This window comes from Prolixibacter denitrificans (assembly GCF_003014495.1).
In the GTDB taxonomy this organism is placed as follows: Bacteria; Bacteroidota; Bacteroidia; order Bacteroidales; family Prolixibacteraceae; genus Prolixibacter; species Prolixibacter denitrificans.
On record NZ_PYGC01000001.1, the window covers coordinates 411,312 to 427,929 of the forward strand.

The 16,618-nt window shown below is 44.4% G+C and carries 11 protein-coding genes; 6 read left to right on the top strand and 5 right to left on the bottom strand.

Annotation, left to right across the window (positions count from 1 at the left end):
- Position 1: 1 nt before the first annotated feature.
- On the top strand, positions 2–703 hold the full coding sequence (locus CLV93_RS01860) for a Crp/Fnr family transcriptional regulator (protein WP_106540468.1): 702 nt from the start codon (positions 2–4) through the stop codon (positions 701–703).
- A 69-nt stretch (positions 704–772) separates the two neighbouring features.
- Here the strand turns inward: CLV93_RS01860 and CLV93_RS01865 are convergent, their stop codons facing one another.
- Positions 773–3,256, bottom strand: coding sequence for a bifunctional UDP-N-acetylmuramoyl-tripeptide:D-alanyl-D-alanine ligase/alanine racemase (locus tag CLV93_RS01865; RefSeq protein WP_106540469.1), 2,484 nt, complete (start codon positions 3,254–3,256; stop codon positions 773–775).
- Between the two features lie 6 nt (positions 3,257–3,262).
- Positions 3,263–3,838, bottom strand: coding sequence for a thymidine kinase (locus CLV93_RS01870; protein ID WP_106540470.1), 576 nt, complete (start codon positions 3,836–3,838; stop codon positions 3,263–3,265).
- A 202-nt stretch (positions 3,839–4,040) separates the two neighbouring features.
- Between CLV93_RS01870 and CLV93_RS01875 the strand changes: the two genes are divergently transcribed.
- The 5 genes from CLV93_RS01875 (at position 4,041) to CLV93_RS01895 (ending at position 12,195) form a co-directional block, all read left to right on the top strand.
- Positions 4,041–4,784, top strand: a complete 744-nt coding sequence (locus CLV93_RS01875; RefSeq protein ID WP_106540471.1) for a hypothetical protein — start codon at positions 4,041–4,043, stop codon at positions 4,782–4,784.
- 4 nt (positions 4,785–4,788) lie between these two features.
- Positions 4,789–5,511 carry a 16S rRNA (cytidine(1402)-2'-O)-methyltransferase gene (gene rsmI, locus CLV93_RS01880; protein WP_106540472.1) on the top strand — a complete coding sequence of 241 codons (723 nt, stop codon included), beginning with the start codon at positions 4,789–4,791 and terminating at the stop codon, positions 5,509–5,511.
- Positions 5,512–5,538: 27 nt separating this feature from the next.
- A complete protein-coding gene (locus CLV93_RS01885) occupies positions 5,539–6,309 on the top strand; it encodes a YjjG family noncanonical pyrimidine nucleotidase (RefSeq protein ID WP_106540473.1) in 771 nt (256 codons plus the stop codon).
- Positions 6,310–7,444: 1,135 nt separating this feature from the next.
- Positions 7,445–10,690, top strand: coding sequence for a SusC/RagA family TonB-linked outer membrane protein (locus CLV93_RS01890; RefSeq protein ID WP_106540474.1), 3,246 nt, complete (start codon positions 7,445–7,447; stop codon positions 10,688–10,690).
- 14 nt (positions 10,691–10,704) lie between these two features.
- Positions 10,705–12,195 (top strand): SusD/RagB family nutrient-binding outer membrane lipoprotein, encoded by a 1,491-nt coding sequence (locus tag CLV93_RS01895; protein ID WP_106540475.1) that lies wholly within the window; start codon positions 10,705–10,707, stop codon positions 12,193–12,195.
- A gap of 369 nt (positions 12,196–12,564) precedes the next feature.
- Here CLV93_RS01895 and CLV93_RS01900 read toward each other — a convergent pair whose 3' ends face one another.
- The 3 genes from CLV93_RS01900 to CLV93_RS01910 form a co-directional block, all read right to left on the bottom strand.
- Positions 12,565–13,824, bottom strand: coding sequence for an asparagine synthetase B (locus tag CLV93_RS01900; protein WP_106540476.1), 1,260 nt, complete (start codon positions 13,822–13,824; stop codon positions 12,565–12,567).
- A gap of 26 nt (positions 13,825–13,850) precedes the next feature.
- Positions 13,851–15,413 (bottom strand): replicative DNA helicase, encoded by a 1,563-nt coding sequence (dnaB, locus tag CLV93_RS01905; protein WP_106540477.1) that lies wholly within the window; start codon positions 15,411–15,413, stop codon positions 13,851–13,853.
- Positions 15,414–15,618: 205 nt separating this feature from the next.
- Entirely contained in the window at positions 15,619–16,611 is a 993-nt protein-coding gene (locus CLV93_RS01910; protein WP_106540478.1) for a D-alanine--D-alanine ligase, read from the bottom strand.
- Positions 16,612–16,618 lie beyond the last annotated feature (7 nt).

The window sequence follows — 16,618 nt, forward strand, 5'->3', positions numbered from 1 at the left end:
TATGTTTAGTTCAAACTTTGACCTTGAAGGTCAATTTGAAGACAACAAAACAATATTTTATCTCCTGACTCCCGAGGAGAAGGCAGAAGTAGAGAAACATCAGACCTTAACCTATTACAAGAAAAATGAATATATCTTCAAAGAAGGTGATAAGCCTGCCGGAATGCAGTACCTGAAGGAAGGTAAGATCAAAATTTTCAAAGAAGGGGTTGGTGGTCGTGAGCAAATCATCCGGATGGTTAAACAGAACGGTTTGATTGGATACCGGTCGTTACTTGCCGATGAGATGCACAACGGAACTGCGGTGGCGATTGAAGAGTCAGCCATCATCACTATTCCGCCGGATATTCTTTATAATGTATTGTTGCGCAACCACGATTTTTCGCTGGCGCTAATGAAAGATTTGGCCCGTGAGTTAGGTTTTTCCAACCAACGAACGGTTAGTCTCACGCAGAAACATATCCGGGGACGTTTGGCCGAATCATTACTGCTGCTTCGTAACCAGTATGGTTTCGAAAACGACGGCATGACGCTGAAGGTTTACCTGTCACGTGAAGACATTGCAAATCTTTCGAATATGACAACTTCGAATGCAATTCGAACACTTTCGACCTTTGCCGGTGAAAAAGTAATTGCGATTGACGGTAGGAAAATTAAAATACTGGACATGCAGCAATTGCAGCGTATCAGTAAACTGGGATAGCAAAATCAGTTCGACACATATCTAATCTAAATGCCGGTCCGGAGTCATACGAATGACTGCCGGACTTTTTTATTCTGCAAAATACACGCGTTTCACCCGCTGTCCGACGGAAGTCAATACCTCATAAGGAATCGTGTGCAACGTTTCAGCCACTTCACTTACCGGAACCTCATCTCCGAATACAATCACCCGGTCGCCCTCCTGGGCACCAATACCGGTTACGTCAACCATGCACATGTCCATGCAAATATTTCCAACAACAGGCGCCTTTCGGCCTTTTATGCTGACGTGTCCTGCTCTGTTACTCAACAAACGGTTAAAGCCGTCGGCGTAACCAATGGGCAAAACGGCGATTTCCATTGTTTTATCTGCCACACCTTTTCGGCCATAGCCAACGGTTTCGCCAGCTTGCACGGTTCGTATCTGTGAAATAGTGGTTCTCAGCGTTGCTACATTTTGTAGCTCATTTTGTATAAACGAACTCACACCGTAGAGTCCAATCCCCAACCGAACCATGTCGTATTGCCTTTCGGGAAAACGCTCGATGCCCGCCGAGTTCAAAATATGCTTTAATATTTTGTAATCGAATCCGTCGGTAATAATCTTACTCAGCAAGTCAAAGCGCTGAAACTGTTGCTCAGTGAACTTGTCTTCGACCGGTTCATCGGAAACAGCCAGGTGCGAAAACACAGAACGTATATATATGGTATCTCGCGACTGAACAAAAGCAACCAGTTCTTTCAGATGCTCTTCGCGCTCAAACCCCAGGCGCTTCATGCCCGTATCGAGCTTGACGTGGATGGGAAAATTCCGCATGGCATTTCGCCGGAGCGCCGCTTCAAAGTCTTTCAATAATTCGAGTCGGTAAATGTTCGGCTCCAGCCGGTTTTCAATCATCGCATCGAAGCTGTGTTCTTCAGGGTTCATCACCACAATGGGAAGTTCGATGCCTTCCCTACGAAGCTCTACCCCCTCGTCGGCAATTGCCACCGCCAGATAGTCTGCGCCGTGAAACTGCAATACACGCGCTACTTCGGTAGAACCGGTTCCGTAGGAAAATGCCTTTACCATGGCCATAATGAGGGTGTCATGCTTCAATTTCTGCCGGTAAACTTTCAGATTATGTGCCAGTGCTGACATATTAATTTCGAGCACCGTTTGATGCACTTTCTCCTGCAGCATGTCCGAAATCAAATCGAACCGGAAAGTTCGCGCCCCTTTCAGCAAAATCACCTCATCGTGAAAATTCCTTCCATTCAGGTGTTGCAGAAAATCGTCAGTAGAATTATAAAATGCTTTGTCGCCTAACGGGAAAAGTTCCTGGTGTTGGCTGATTTTGGGCCCGATACCGATGAAGCGTTCCACCTTTCGCAAGGCGAGATATTCCGCCACTTGCCCATAAAGTTGCTCATCAGGAATGCCCGACTGCAAAATATCCGATAATATGACCGTACTACGTTTGCCACTATTGCCGGCCTGCTGCTTCAAAAAATCGAGCGCATTGAGCAGCGAACCGGTATCAGAATTATATGAGTCATCGATAACGATAGCACCATGTTGTCCTTTCTTCAGCTCAAGCCGCATAGCTACCGGTGCCAAACGCGCGAACCTAGACTCGAAGCTTCCAGGCTCGTATCCCATCGCCAGCATGGTCGCCCAGCAATGAATGCCATCCTCAACGTAAGCATCATCGGTAAAAGGAAGGAAAACTTCGATTTCACGCCCGTTGAAGATTGCTTTTATTTGCGAACCATCCTTTTGTCTTTCTTCTTCACTGATAAATAAATCGGCACTTTCGTCTTCACGCGACCAGCGAAAAAGATTGGCGTTCCAACCTTCAGCCTTCCTGGCATCAACCGCTTTCTGCAATTCATCGAAATCGGAGCAAAAAACGAAATGCTTGCTACGATTAAAAAGTTGCAGCTTTTCTTGCACCAAATGGCGCTGATTCCGGAAGTTCTCGAGGTGAGCCTGCCCCAAGTGAGTGAAAACACCCCATTCAGGATGCAACAGTTTTTCGAGCTTCTCCATTTCGCCGGGCCTGGAGATACCGGCTTCAAATAGGGAAAGGTTGAATTGCTCGTCCATCAGCCAAACCGAAAGTGGGTTTCCAATTTGCGAATTATAGCTGCGCGGACTGCGAATGATCTTGTACTCCGGGGCCATCAATTCGCTCAGCCACTCTTTCACAATGGTTTTGCCGTTACTTCCGGTTATTCCAATAACCGGATAATTAAAACGGTTTCGATGGTAAGTTGCCAATTTCTGAAGAGCTTCCAACGAATCGGGTACACGGATAAAAGAAGCCTCTGTCAACCCTGAATCATCCGGAACATCTTCAACGATAAAAGTTCTGACGCCGCGCAAATATGCATCCCTTACGTATTGGTGACCGTCCCGCAAATTCCCCTTCAGGGCAAAAAACAGCGTTTCAGGTCCGGCCAGAATGGTGCGGCTGTCGAATGACAAAAAACGGATTGGCTTCGCGTTTTTTTCTCCGTGCAACTCTCCATCTGTAATCTCCAATACATTTTGTAAGGAATAGGCTGTCATAAAGCTTTATTTAGTCGCTTCGCGGTAGCATGACCGGCAAAGCGGTTCGTAGGCTTCTTTCTCTCCCAAAACCACTAATTTGTCAGCATCTGTCAAACGGTGGCTGTAATGGGCTAAATTTCCGCAACGCATGCAAATAGCATGTACCTTGGTGACATATTCGGCGCAAGCCATTAAACCCGGCATGGGACCGAACGGTTTGCCACGAAAATCCATATCGAGTCCTGCTGCAATCACGCGGACACCCTGATCGGCCAGTTTCACACACACATCCACAATCCCCTCATCGAAAAACTGCGCCTCGTCGATGCCCACAACATCTACATCACTTGACAACAAAAGAATGTTCGAGGAGTTCTCGACGGCTGTTGAACGAATGGCATTTTCGTCGTGCGAAACAACGTCAGTCTCTGAATAGCGCACATCTACAGCCGGTTTGAATATTTCCACTTTCTGCCGGGCAATTTCGGCGCGGCGTAACCGGCGAATCAATTCCTCGGTTTTACCGGAAAACATGGACCCTGCAATCACTTCGATACAGCCATGCTTCGTTTTTGCATTTAGGTTCGTTTCGATAAACATGAGGTAAAAATAACCAAATTGTCACCGACCTCAGAGATTCTTTTTCCACAATTGAATGAAATATGTTTTCAATCATTTTTTAACGACCGGTAAGCAAAATTAACCACCGATGATTAAGGATTAATAACGAACAAGATACACGCAGGACCTGACTTTTTTATACTTTTACTTTCTCAAATACGAATCGCAAATCATCATACATATGGAAGCCTCAATATTGTTGCAAATCATTAAGGATGACATTAAAATATTAAATAACCTGGCAGCTGATTTATCCACAGATACCGGGCTCACTTCGGATGAAGTAGAAATTGTTCTGGCCCGGGCCCGAAACGTGGTGAAAGAACTGGAATTGTTGAAATCAAAAGTTGTGGAAAAAGCAGAACCTTCCGCAGTGAAAACTTCACCGGAAAACCTCCAAAAGATTGCAGAAAAGACTATCGAATTAGAAGAAGAGGCTGCTCCGGAAGTCAAAACAGAAGAAATTCCGAAAGACGAAAGGCAACCGGAGAGCAAAGAGTCTAAAGAACCAGAACGGACGGAGACTTCATCTGAAGAAAAAGAGAAGCTGGTTTCCGAAGAACAGGAAGAAGATTCGGACATGGAGTTACTTGAAGTTGAACAGGAAAACAATAGAACCTTAGGCGAGTCGGTGGCAGCACAGCGTTCTATAAACGACCTGATTGGTGAAGACTACAAGGAAGATTCGTTCACAAACCGACCGCTGGGAAGTATCCGTGAAGGCATTAGTCTGAACGACCGGTTCCTTTTTGTGAGAGAGCTTTTTGGTAACAACAGTGACAAGTTCAACGAAGCTGTCGACAAGCTGGATCGGGCTGAGAACATTCAGGAAGCTGTCCATTTCCTAAAATCAAATTATAAATGGAGTAAGACGGAAACCAGTCAGAAGTTTTTGTCATTGGTTAAACGTCGTTTTTTAAGCTAATACTATGGGAAAATTATTCCTCATCCCCACTCCTATCGGGAATCTGGAAGACATCACCTTCCGGGCCGTGAGAATTCTGAAAGAAGTGGACCTGATTTTGGCAGAAGATACCCGGACTTCGGGGAAATTATTGAAACACTACGAAATCGAAAATAAAGTCACTGCTCATCATAAATTCAACGAACACAAGACTGCCGGCCGTTTTGCCGAACGAATTCTGGCAGGCGAAAATATAGCCCTGATTTCAGATGCAGGAACTCCCGGTATTTCTGATCCCGGTTTTCTTTTGGTGCGCAGTTGCCTGGACATGGGAGTCGAAGTGGAATGCTTACCCGGCGCAACTGCTTTTGTGCCTGCGCTTGTTAACTCGGGTCTTCCCTCTGATAAGTTTTGCTTCGAAGGATTCCTTCCTCAGAAAAAGGGTCGACAAAAAAGACTGACAGAACTGGAAACAGAAGAACACACCATCATTTTTTACGAGTCGCCACACCGCCTGTTGAAGATGCTGGAACAGTTTGCGGAGCATTTTGGAGAAGAAAGACAAATTTCAGTTTCGCGGGAGCTTTCTAAAATACACGAAGAAAATGTACGCGGCACCATTGCCGAGGTAACCAGCCATTTTGCCGAAAAAGGAGTAAAAGGTGAACTCGTTGTGGTCCTGGAAGGTTTGCAACACGCCCTGAAGAACAAAGACAAAAATAAAAACGACGGTACCGAGATGATTTAATTTATCTCACTCACCATATTTGCTTTCATGAAACAATACAGACACCTGTTTTTCGACCTGGATAATACGCTGTGGGATTTTGAAACCAACTCGTATTATGCGCTGGAGAGTGCTTTTCAACAATTAGGCTTACTGACAAAACTTGATAGTTTCGAAGATTACTTCAAAATATATCACCGCATCAATCACCATCTGTGGGAACTGTACCGAAACAGGGAAATTACCAAGGATAAGCTGACTGTCAAACGGTTTGAAGATTCGTTACAGGAGTATGGATTACCTCAACCCGGGAGAGGGGCTGAAATCAACGTGGCATATTTGTCACAGATGCCACTAAAAACTCAATTGGTTGAAGGAGCCCGCGAAGTTCTGGAAGCTTTGCATAAAAAATTCAAAATCCACATCATTACCAATGGCTTTCGCGAAGTCCAGCATCAAAAGCTGGTGAACAGTCAATTGGACCACTTTTTTGACAAGATATTCATATCGGAAGTAATCGGAGCCCCTAAACCGAGTCGCGAAATATTTGAACATGCCCTGAAATCAACCAATGCCCGCAAACAGGAATCTTTGATGATAGGAGATTCATGGGAAGCCGACATAAAAGGCGCACTTGAATTTGGCATTGATCAAGTCTTTCTGTCCGATGATTTCTCAGACAACCTTTCTCAACTGCTTGAATCGCCTCAGACTCAAAAAATCGAGTATAAAAAGACAGAATATATTCATCTGACCAACGGACGCACTTCCACTTATCTTATTCATCAGCTTTCGGAATTATTGGATGTTGTGTATTGAATCAGGCAGTGCCTCTGATTTTTTTCATCGTACTACCCAAAAGCCACAGTCACCAACGATCTAAAGCATTTTAGGGATAGATACTAAAAGATTGTTACCCAAAATGCACAAACACCAGTTAAATTGACTATATTTGTTTATGTGGGTTTTGGATGCAAAATTGTTTTTTGACACCCACTTTCGGTTTCATATTGAAAGTGTATTCGATGTAGCCCATAAGCCACTAACACTCTTTAAAGCTGATTTTATGTCTTTACAAAATACGACAAATGACAGGAGCCCAATCCGCTAGTTACTCATAGATTAAATTCGAATACAACAATCACACACACAATCTCTCCGGGCTCCTGTTTTTTTATTTCAATTTTTCCGAATATCCCTGTAAATAGTTAAGAATTTAAAGCTCGTATTCATTCCTGATTAAAACCAGCTACTTCCTGATGAACTCTTTTCAAATTTTGTTTTTTTAACAAGGGCCCACACTGTTTTCATACACCAAACACCAAATCCACAATTTTCAAACAACCACCCCTCACCCTGATAGTATCTTGCAAAAAATAAATACACATTTCACCAAAACCACCCCCTAAAATCAGCAGCTGAATGTTAATTGAAAATTACCTTTTCACCTGCTCTTTATTTAGATTCTGTCTAAATTAACATAGCGTTTTATGTTTTAGAATGATTCTGTACAACATGAAAAATCCTCACATTCTGACAATTTCAAATTGGAAAAGGCAAAAAATGACTTCAATCATGGTTAAAAATCATTCTTAATGCCCCTCTCATCAAGTTTCCGAAAGTATCTAAAAAGTTGCATGTAAATTTCATTTGAATATATTTGCATCCGGTAACACTTTTTAACTAATGCGTTCATATTAGTTATGATTTGGAAGATGTGTATGCTATCATACCACTGACTTGGCGGAGTCAGTCTGAAAGAGAAAAAGATTAAAAGTTTATTGATGCCCGGTAAAAAACCGGAAGAAAGGGGAGGCATGGTCCTAAAGCCATGTAAGGCCAGATTCACAAATCTGGAGTGTGTGTTTATTCTTAATCCGTAAATGCTTGTAATTTCTATAACCACCTGAAAATTGGGAATTAATGCTTACTGTTAAACGTTAAAACTATTTTTATGAAAAAATTTTCGCTGTTACTTGCTCTCCTTGGGTTTCTTGGATTGCAGGTCGTTTTTGCACAAACCAGGGAAATTTCAGGTCTTGTGACTTCCAGCGAAGACGGAAGTTCAATACCTGGAGCATCTGTTGTTGTTAAGGGTACCACCTTAGGTACGATTACCGACATGGATGGAAAATTTACATTGAAGGTACCGGAAAATGCCGCTGCCTTAACTGTCACTTTTGTGGGAATGAAATCACAAGAAATTCCCCTTACTTCTCAAAGTACTTACACAATTAAGCTGGAACCTGAAAACGTTGCCGTGGACGAAGTGGTTGTAACCGCTCTCGGTATTTCCCGTGAGAAAAAATCTCTGGGATACGCTGTACAGAAGGTTAGCGGTGACGATCTAAGTACGGTGAAGACCGATAACTTCGCCAACCTGCTTTCAGGTCGTGCTGCCGGTGTACAGATTAAAGCCAACGGTAACATGGGTGGTTCTACCAACGTTGTTATTCGTGGAAATGCTTCGCTGACCGGTAACAACCAGGCCCTGTTCGTAGTAGACGGTATTCCGATTAACAACTCTACCACGAACAACAGTGGACAGACCACTGGTCGTAGTGGTTATGACTACGGTAACGCGGCATCGGATATCAACCCCGATGACATCGAATCAATCAGTGTTCTGAAAGGTGCTGCTGCAACGGCTCTTTATGGTTCGCGTGCAGCCAACGGTGTTATCATGATTACCACCAAATCAGGTAAGAAAAACAAAAGAGGCGTAGGTGTATCAATTAGCTCTAACGTTACAGTTGGAACTATTGACAAGAGCACCTTCCCTAAATACCAGCACAATTATGGTGGTGGTTATGGTCCTTATTACAGTGACGGAAATTATCCGGGACTTTACCAGTATGACGTAAACGGAGACGGAACTCCTGACTTAGTCGTTCCGACTACGGAAGATGCCTCGATGGGTGAGAAATTCGATCCGAATTTGATGGTATACCAGTATGACGCATTCGTTCCGGAGTCACCGAACTACGGAAAAGCTACCCCGTGGGTTGCTGCCAAGAATGGACCCGACACCTTCTTCAACACAGCTCTGACGAAATCGAACAGTGTTGATATTAGCGGTGCTGGTGACAAATCGACTTTCCGCTTAGGTTATACCAACTTCGATCAGACTGGTATTATGCCGAACAGTGAATTGAAGAAAAACAACTTCAACTTCAATGCAACGTATAATATCCTCGATAACCTGAAGGTTACCGCCATGGCCAACTACATCAACACCCAGGGCAAAGGTCGTAACTCAACCGGTTATAGTGATAACATCCTGTCTTCTTTCCGTCAGTGGTTCGAAGTAAACGTTGATATCAAAGAACAGGAAAGACTGTTTAAAGAAACAGGTCGGAACGTAACCTGGAACCGTCACTCACCAACTAGTGGTACCCCTGAATACTGGGACAACCCTTACTGGGTACGATTTAAAAACTACGAAACAGACAAACGTAACCGTTTGATCGGTTATACTAAATTGGACTGGACAGCTACTGACTGGATGACTTTAACTGGTCGAGTTTCTGTTGATACCTATAATGAGTTACAGGAAGAAAGAAAAGCAATGGGTTCTGTTGCTGGTGAATTTGGTGTAGGTCGTCCCGATGTAACGTCAGGATACTCTAGACTGAACCGCGCATTCATCGAAACCAACATCGACCTGATGGCTAACTTCAATAAAGACCTGACTGACAAATTGAATTTGACAGGTCTTCTCGGTATGAACATCCGTAAAACCAAGATCGATCAGGTTTATGCTTCTACCAACGGTGGTTTGAGTGTTCCGGATGTATATGCATTGAGTAACAGTGCTTCTCCGATGTTGCCACCGGATGAACTTTACAGCATTGTTCAGGTAAATGGTGTGTTTGCACAGGCATCATTGGGCTATAACAACTTACTCTTCCTTGATGCTGCTATTCGTAGAGACCAATCTTCTACGTTGCCTCTTGACAACAATGCATATTACTACCCATCAGTATCTGGTAGTTTCATCTTCTCGAATTTGGTACAGAACGACTGGTTGTCGTTGGGTAAGGTTCGTTTGAACTACGCAGAAGTAGGTAACAGTGCACCGTTTGCAAGTATCAATGATACCTATGTACAGAACTCTCCGTTCAACGGTAACCCAATGGTAACTGTTCCGAATACAAAAAACAACGAAAATCTGAAGCCGGAGAAAACAAAGAGTTTGGAAGCCGGTCTGGAAATGAACTTCTGGAACAACCGTCTCGGATTTGATGTTGCTTATTACGATAACCGATCTGTTGACCAGATTATGCCGGTCGCAATTTCTTACGCAACTGGTTACTCCAGGAAGTATGTAAACGCCGGTGAGGTACAGAACAAAGGTATTGAATTGCAATTGAACGCTTCACCTGTTGTTACGAACAAGTTCCGTTGGGATATCAACGTAAACTGGTCGAAAAACGACAACAAAGTTGTTTCACTTGCTGCTGGTGTAGACAACCTGCAGATTGCAGCATTGCAAGGTGGTGTTACCATCAACGCCCGCGTTGGTGAGCCTTACGGAACCATCCAGGGTACTGACTTCGTTTACAAAAATGGTCAGCCTGTTGTAGGCTCAAACGGTTACTATGAAAAAACTTCCACTTCGGACGTAGTAATCGGTAATGTGAATCCAGATTGGACCGGTGGTGTAAGCAACACCCTGACTTATGGAGACTTTGCACTAAGCTTCCTGGTTGATATGCAACAAGGTGGTAGTGTTTTCTCACTTGACCAATGGTACGGTATGGGTACCGGCTTGTATGCTGAGACTGACTTCATCAACGACCTGGGTAACCCCGTACGTAACACAATTGCCAACGGTGGTGGTCTGATTCTCCCGGGTGTTAAAGAAGATGGTACTCCGAACGATGTCCGCGTTCCTGGTAACGACTACCGTGTATTTGGATGGTCGAAAAACCCGAACAGCAAGTTCGTATATGATGCTTCTTACGTGAAACTGCGTTCAGCTTCATTGACCTACAACTTCCCGAAAACAATGCTCAACAACACCTTTATCACTGGTGCTTCTCTGAGCGTTGTAGGTTCGAACCTGTGGATCATCCACAAAAATCTTCCACACGCTGATCCGGAAGCCAGCCAGGGTGCCGGTAATATTCAAGGATGGCAGAGTGGTGTAATGCCTACTACCCGGAATATTGGTTTTAGTGTAAAAGTTCAATTCTAAACATCGACGCAACTATGAAAAACAGATATTGGTTATTATTGGTAGTGATTGCACTTCTCGCGTCATGTACCGATAAATTTGAAGAATATAACACCGACACAAAGAATCCGTCGGAAGTGCCGGGAGAACCGCTCTTCTCCAACGCAGAGAAGACTCTCTCCGACCAGATTTCCAGCACGAACGTCAACAACAACGTATGGAAGTTGTGGGCCCAGTACTGGACTGAAACAACGTATACGGATGAGGCGAACTACGATATCGTTAACCGTACTATTGCGGACTGGACGTTCAACTACTACTACACTGGTGCTGTAGCCAATGATGGTGTATTAAGTGACCTGAAACGTGCCAAAGAGTTGATTAGTGCACAAACACCTGCAACCGATCCAGAGAAAGTTGCTCAGCAAAACAAGCTCTATATTATCGACTTGCTACAGGTCTACTCTTATCAGCGGTTGGTAGACATCTTCGGTGATGTTCCTTATACCGAAGCTCTTGATATCAATAATATTCATCCAAAGTATGATGATGGAATGACTATCTATAAGGACCTCATCACTCGTGTGGATGCTGATATCGCGGGGCTCGATGATACCGGAGATAGCTTTGGTTCTGCTGACCTGTACTACAACGGAGATGTTTCAGCGTGGAAAAAGTTCGCTTACACATTGAAGGTTAAGTTGGGTATCACTTTAGCTGATGCCGATCCGACATTGGCTCAGTCAACTGTTGAAAGTGCTTATGACAAAGCATTCACTTCATCTGATGACGACTGCCTGATGCCGTATCTGACTAACACTCCGAATACGAACACCCTCTATGAGGACCTCGTATTGAGTGGACGTCATGACTTCGTACCTGCAAATACTGTTGTTGATATCATGAACAACCTGCAAGACCCTCGTCTACCGTTGTATTTCACACAGGTTGATACTTCTACTGAGACAGGTGTTGAAAAACTCGCTTATCTTGGTGGTTCTTACGGTGAAAGTTCTCCTTTCGATAACTACTCTCACGTATCTGACAAGCTGCTTGATCCTACTTTCCCGGGTCTGATTATGACCTACACAGAGCTCCAGTTCTATTTGGCTGAAGCAGCTCAACGTGGTTGGAACGTGGGTAAAACTGCTGCTGAATACTATGATGAAGGTGTAAAATCTTCTATCATGTGGTGGGGTGGTACCGAAGCCGAGGCTAACGCATATCTTGCCAAACCGGATGTTGACTATGCGACTGCTGTTGCTGCCACCAGCTGGAAAGAAGTCATCGGAACCCAATCTTGGTTGGCTTCTTACACAAGAGGTTTGAATGGTTATACTACCTGGCGTCGTCTGGATTACCCGATATTTAATCTGGCTCCGACAATCGATAGCTACGATCAGATTCCGGTAAGGTTCACCTACCCGATTAACGAACAGACTCTGAACGCAGACAACTACGCTGCTGCATCGTCTGCCATCGGTGGTGACTTGTTAACGACAAAACTCTTCTGGGATAAAAATTAATCCTAAATAAATACCCCAGCCCTTTTGGGTTGGGGTAATTAAAATATACAGGAGCCCGTTTTTAATACTACCTATACTCATAGATTAAATTAGAGATACAACAATCACACACACTCTCTCTCCGGGCTCCTGTTCTTCAAATAAAATACAATTCCCCGCGAGGGGGATTTTAATCTAAACCCAGGCTTTTAATTGACTGGTTGAATAGCAAAAGATTTTACTATTCCAGCTATTCCCAATTTATTCCCTGGTTTAGTATGAGCAGGAAGTCTTCGGATTTCCTGCTCTTTTTATATAACGTCATGCTTTATTGGAGAACAATTATTATTCCGCTTAGAGGAGAATAATGAGGTGGAGAAGTAAATAAACCTAAGTTTTATGTTTCTTTTTACGTGCGGCGGGAAATAAAACATTATTTAAGATAAGCCGGTAGCCGGGCGAGTTAGGATGAAGACTTAAATCGGTTGGCGGATCGCCCACTAAATGCCGGTAATCTTCCGGATCGTGACCACCATAAAAAGAGAAGAAACCCTTTCCATAATCACCGTGAATATAACGCGCCTCATGGGCTGCTTTATTTTCACCCATGATGAGAATATTCGCTTTTAATTTATCCTCGTTGAAAGCCGTAGTTTGCCCCATAAAACCTCTAATAATCCGAGTGTGGTCCTGTGTGAGCATGGTTGGCACCGGATCCCATTTTGCTGAATAATCAAACAAGGTGAAATAATCGTCTTCCGGTTTTACTTTCCGGGTCTCCGTTACATCAATATCGGAAAACTCATAAGCGTACGGGTCTTTGACAATGTGAAAATTCTGAAAAGCCAGCGTGTTGCCAAAGTCCAACTTGCTATCCATGTCCGGATCTTCCGGATCGCCGTCATACATGGGACCACAAATATCGGTGTTGTGGGCAGCCAAAGCTATGTCGTAGGTGTCGGTTGCCGCACACATGGCAAAAAGAAATCCGCCGTTTTTGACGAAATTTTTAATAATTTCAGCAACCTTAAGCTTGAGCTTGGAAACTTTCTGAAATCCGTTTTTCTGCGCCATTTCGCGATTAACACGCACCTCTTCCTGGTACCACGGCATGTTATGATAGTTCCGGTAGAATTTTCCAAACTCTCCGGTGAAGTCTTCGTGATGGAGATGCAACCAGTCGTAATTCTTCAACTTCCCGTCGAGAATCTCTTGATCGTAAATTACGTCGTATGGAATTTCCGCATAGCTTAACACGAGGGTTACGGCATCATCCCAGGGTTGCTTATTTGGTGGGGAATATACTGCTATCTTAGGCGCTTTCTGCATGGCAACAGCGTCCATGTTCACGTCTTCACGAGCAATGTACTGTAGGATTGATGAAGCTTTCGCATCCGGGATCGTCTCTACACTAACGCCACGAATCAGGCACTCGTCATGGACATTCCGGTTCGATGGCATCAAGAAACTTCCTCCCCGGTAATTCAACAGCCACTTCACTTCCACATCCTGCTGAAGAGCCCAGTACACAACGCCATACGCCTTGAGGTGATTTTTCTGTTGATCATCCATGGGAATCAGCAAAAAAGCTGCATGCACTTTTGCCGCCAGGATAAACAACAGAATCAGTAGAGAGAAAATTCGCTTCATATTTAACCTCTTTTGAGAAGACCTTCTCAGAAAGGTGTCTCGTCGTCGAGACCTCCTCCGGCAGCCGGGAAGCCTTGTGTGCCCAAACTCTTTTCGAACGGATCATTGTCGTCTTCGTTCATCTTTGAACTAAAACGAGCACCAACCTGCCCATTTCCCAAATCTTCAGGCATGGTGCCGAGACTTTCTTCATCGGGGTCACTAAAGCGCGCCAAATGGCTCTTAAATGCCAAATGAACGTCCCCAACCGCACCGTTACGATGCTTAGCGATGATAATTTCAGCCATCCCGATAAGGGAATTACCACTTTCATCTTCCGTAATACCGTAATATTCCGGCCGGTGAATAAACATAACCATATCGGCATCCTGCTCAATCGCACCTGATTCACGAAGGTCGGAAAGCTGCGGTCGTTTTCCATCGCGCGATTCAACCGAACGGTTCAGCTGCGACAACGCGATAATAGGCACATCCACCTCTTTCGCTATCGCTTTCAGGTTACGCGAAATCGTACTCACCTCCTGCTCGCGGCTTCCTCTCCCTTCCGAGCCGGCAGTCATCAGCTGCAAATAGTCGACAATGATGATGCCGATGTTATGTTGCATTTTTAAACGCCGGGCTTTTGCTCTGAACTCAAAAATGGAAAGTGCGGGTGTATCGTCAATGAAAAGTGAGGCTTCCTCTAAGTTTTTTATTTTGCGGTTCAGCTGTTCCCATTCCCAGTTTTCCAACCGGCCGGTTTTCAGTTTTTCTGAACCTAGTTCCGTTTCTGCAGCAATCAAACGATTGACCAGCTGAATCGAGGACATCTCCAATGAGAATACTGCGACAGGTACATGGTGATCAACGGCCATGTTACGGGCCATCGACAAGACAAAAGCTGTTTTTCCCATCGCCGGACGAGCAGCGATAATCATCAAATCCGTTTTCTGCCAACCGGAAGTCATCCTATCCAGACGCGTAAAGCCCGAAGGAACACCGCTTAGTCCTTCCTCCTTCTTCGAGTTCTCTTCGATCTGTTCGATGGCCTCCCGCAAGATAGGCTTAATAGGCTGCGATTCCTTGGTGATACTACCTTCGGTTACTTTGAACAACGAACCTTCGGCATAATCAATCAAATCCTCCAGCTCCATAGTATCGTCGTACGACTTGGTCTGGATTTCGGTGGAGATACGAATAAGCTCACGCTGAATATACTTCTGAGCAATAATTCGCGCGTGAAACTCAATGTGCGCCGCGGAGGCTACTTTGCTGGTCAGCTGCGTAATGTAAAGCGGGCCGCCAACTTCTTCCAACTCTTCCCGGTTCTTCAACTCCTGCGTCACCATGAGAAGGTCGACCGGCTTTTCGTTGGCACTTAAATCCTGGATGGCTTTGAAAATCTTCTGATGCTCTTCCTTATAAAAACTTTCGGGCTTCAAAATATCCGCCACAGCAATGTAAGCATCCCGTTCGAGCATGAGCGCTCCCAATACGGCTTCCTCTACCTCAAGCGCTTGCGGCGGAATTTTACCGTATTGCGCGTTGAGTTGATCCAATGTTAACTTACCTCTGTTTTTATTGCGGTTATTGTAATTTTCGCCAGCCATTTAACTTAAAAATTAGTGCGTTGTTGGGTCTGCAAAGATCCAAAAATAACGATTCCGACCATGCCATATAGGATATTTTATCCACCATTGGCAGTGCAAACCTGCTCAATCAGCACGTTACCGATTTACCCACAAGAAATCACCAACACCGTAAACATCCTGTCAACATAGTTTTCAACAAGATGTGAACAATTCCAGTTGATAACTACGCTTTAGCCTTATTAATTCCTTCTTCGATGATTTCTGTTAACAACTCCTTCAAATCGAGCTCCATGGCCTCTACCTGCTGCGGAATAAAGCTTGTTCCGGTCATGCCGGGAATGGTATTTACTTCGAGAAAATAAAAACGTCCCTCGTGCCGGATGAAGTCGATACGAACAATTCCGTTGCAGCCGCACAAGTCATAAATCTGCGACGACAGCGCCTGGATTTCCAGCATTGCCTCTTCCGATATCCGGGCCGGAGTAATCTCTTCGGCCATGCCGGCTACATATTTCGATTCGTAATTGAAGAACTCATTCTTCGGAATAATTTCCGTTGCCGGGAAAACCAGCTTTCTTTCACCAATCTTCACCAGACCACAAGTAAACTCGGTTCCCGAGATAAACTCATCAACCAGCACCTCTTCGTCCTCTTCGAACGCTTTTTCAATAGCTGGTTTCAGCTCATCAGCCGTTTTTACTTTCGTGATACCAAAGCTGGACCCTCCTGCATTGGGTTTCACAAAAATGGGCAATCCCAGTTCCGACAGAATCGCGTCGATATCATAGTCATCTCCTTTCACGAGATGAAACGAACGCGCCATTTCAATTCCCGATGTGCGGAGAAAATTATTGCAATAGAATTTATTGAATGTCAACGCCGAAGACTCGGTATCGCTCGACGAATACGGAATACCAATCAGATCGAAATAACCTTGCAGAATACCATTCTCGCCCGGAGAACCGTGAATGATGATATAAGCATATTCAAGCTGAATCTTTTTACCATCAACCGAAAATGAGAAATCCGACTTATCGACATCGGCAATCTTCGTTTCACCGTCGATCACTTCCCACACACCGTTCCTCATTTTTACCATCCACGGTGTAAAGTGCTCCCGATCGATTGATTTCATCACATTGGCGCCACTATTCATCGAAACTACATATTCCGAAGAATCGCCGCCAACCACTACTGCAATGTTTCTCTTTGTCATTCCGGTT

Coding starts and splice junctions, on each gene's coding strand:
- CLV93_RS01860 (WP_106540468.1), top strand. CDS start 2: ATGTTTAGTTCAAACTTTGACCTTGAAGGTCAATTTGAAGACAACAAA.
- CLV93_RS01865 (WP_106540469.1), bottom strand. CDS start 3,256: ATGACAGCCTATTCCTTACAAAATGTATTGGAGATTACAGATGGAGAG.
- CLV93_RS01870 (WP_106540470.1), bottom strand. CDS start 3,838: ATGTTTATCGAAACGAACCTAAATGCAAAAACGAAGCATGGCTGTATC.
- CLV93_RS01875 (WP_106540471.1), top strand. CDS start 4,041: ATGGAAGCCTCAATATTGTTGCAAATCATTAAGGATGACATTAAAATA.
- rsmI (WP_106540472.1), top strand. CDS start 4,789: ATGGGAAAATTATTCCTCATCCCCACTCCTATCGGGAATCTGGAAGAC.
- CLV93_RS01885 (WP_106540473.1), top strand. CDS start 5,539: ATGAAACAATACAGACACCTGTTTTTCGACCTGGATAATACGCTGTGG.
- CLV93_RS01890 (WP_106540474.1), top strand. CDS start 7,445: ATGAAAAAATTTTCGCTGTTACTTGCTCTCCTTGGGTTTCTTGGATTG.
- CLV93_RS01895 (WP_106540475.1), top strand. CDS start 10,705: ATGAAAAACAGATATTGGTTATTATTGGTAGTGATTGCACTTCTCGCG.
- CLV93_RS01900 (WP_106540476.1), bottom strand. CDS start 13,824: ATGAAGCGAATTTTCTCTCTACTGATTCTGTTGTTTATCCTGGCGGCA.
- dnaB (WP_106540477.1), bottom strand. CDS start 15,413: ATGGCTGGCGAAAATTACAATAACCGCAATAAAAACAGAGGTAAGTTA.
- CLV93_RS01910 (WP_106540478.1), bottom strand. CDS start 16,611: ATGACAAAGAGAAACATTGCAGTAGTGGTTGGCGGCGATTCTTCGGAA.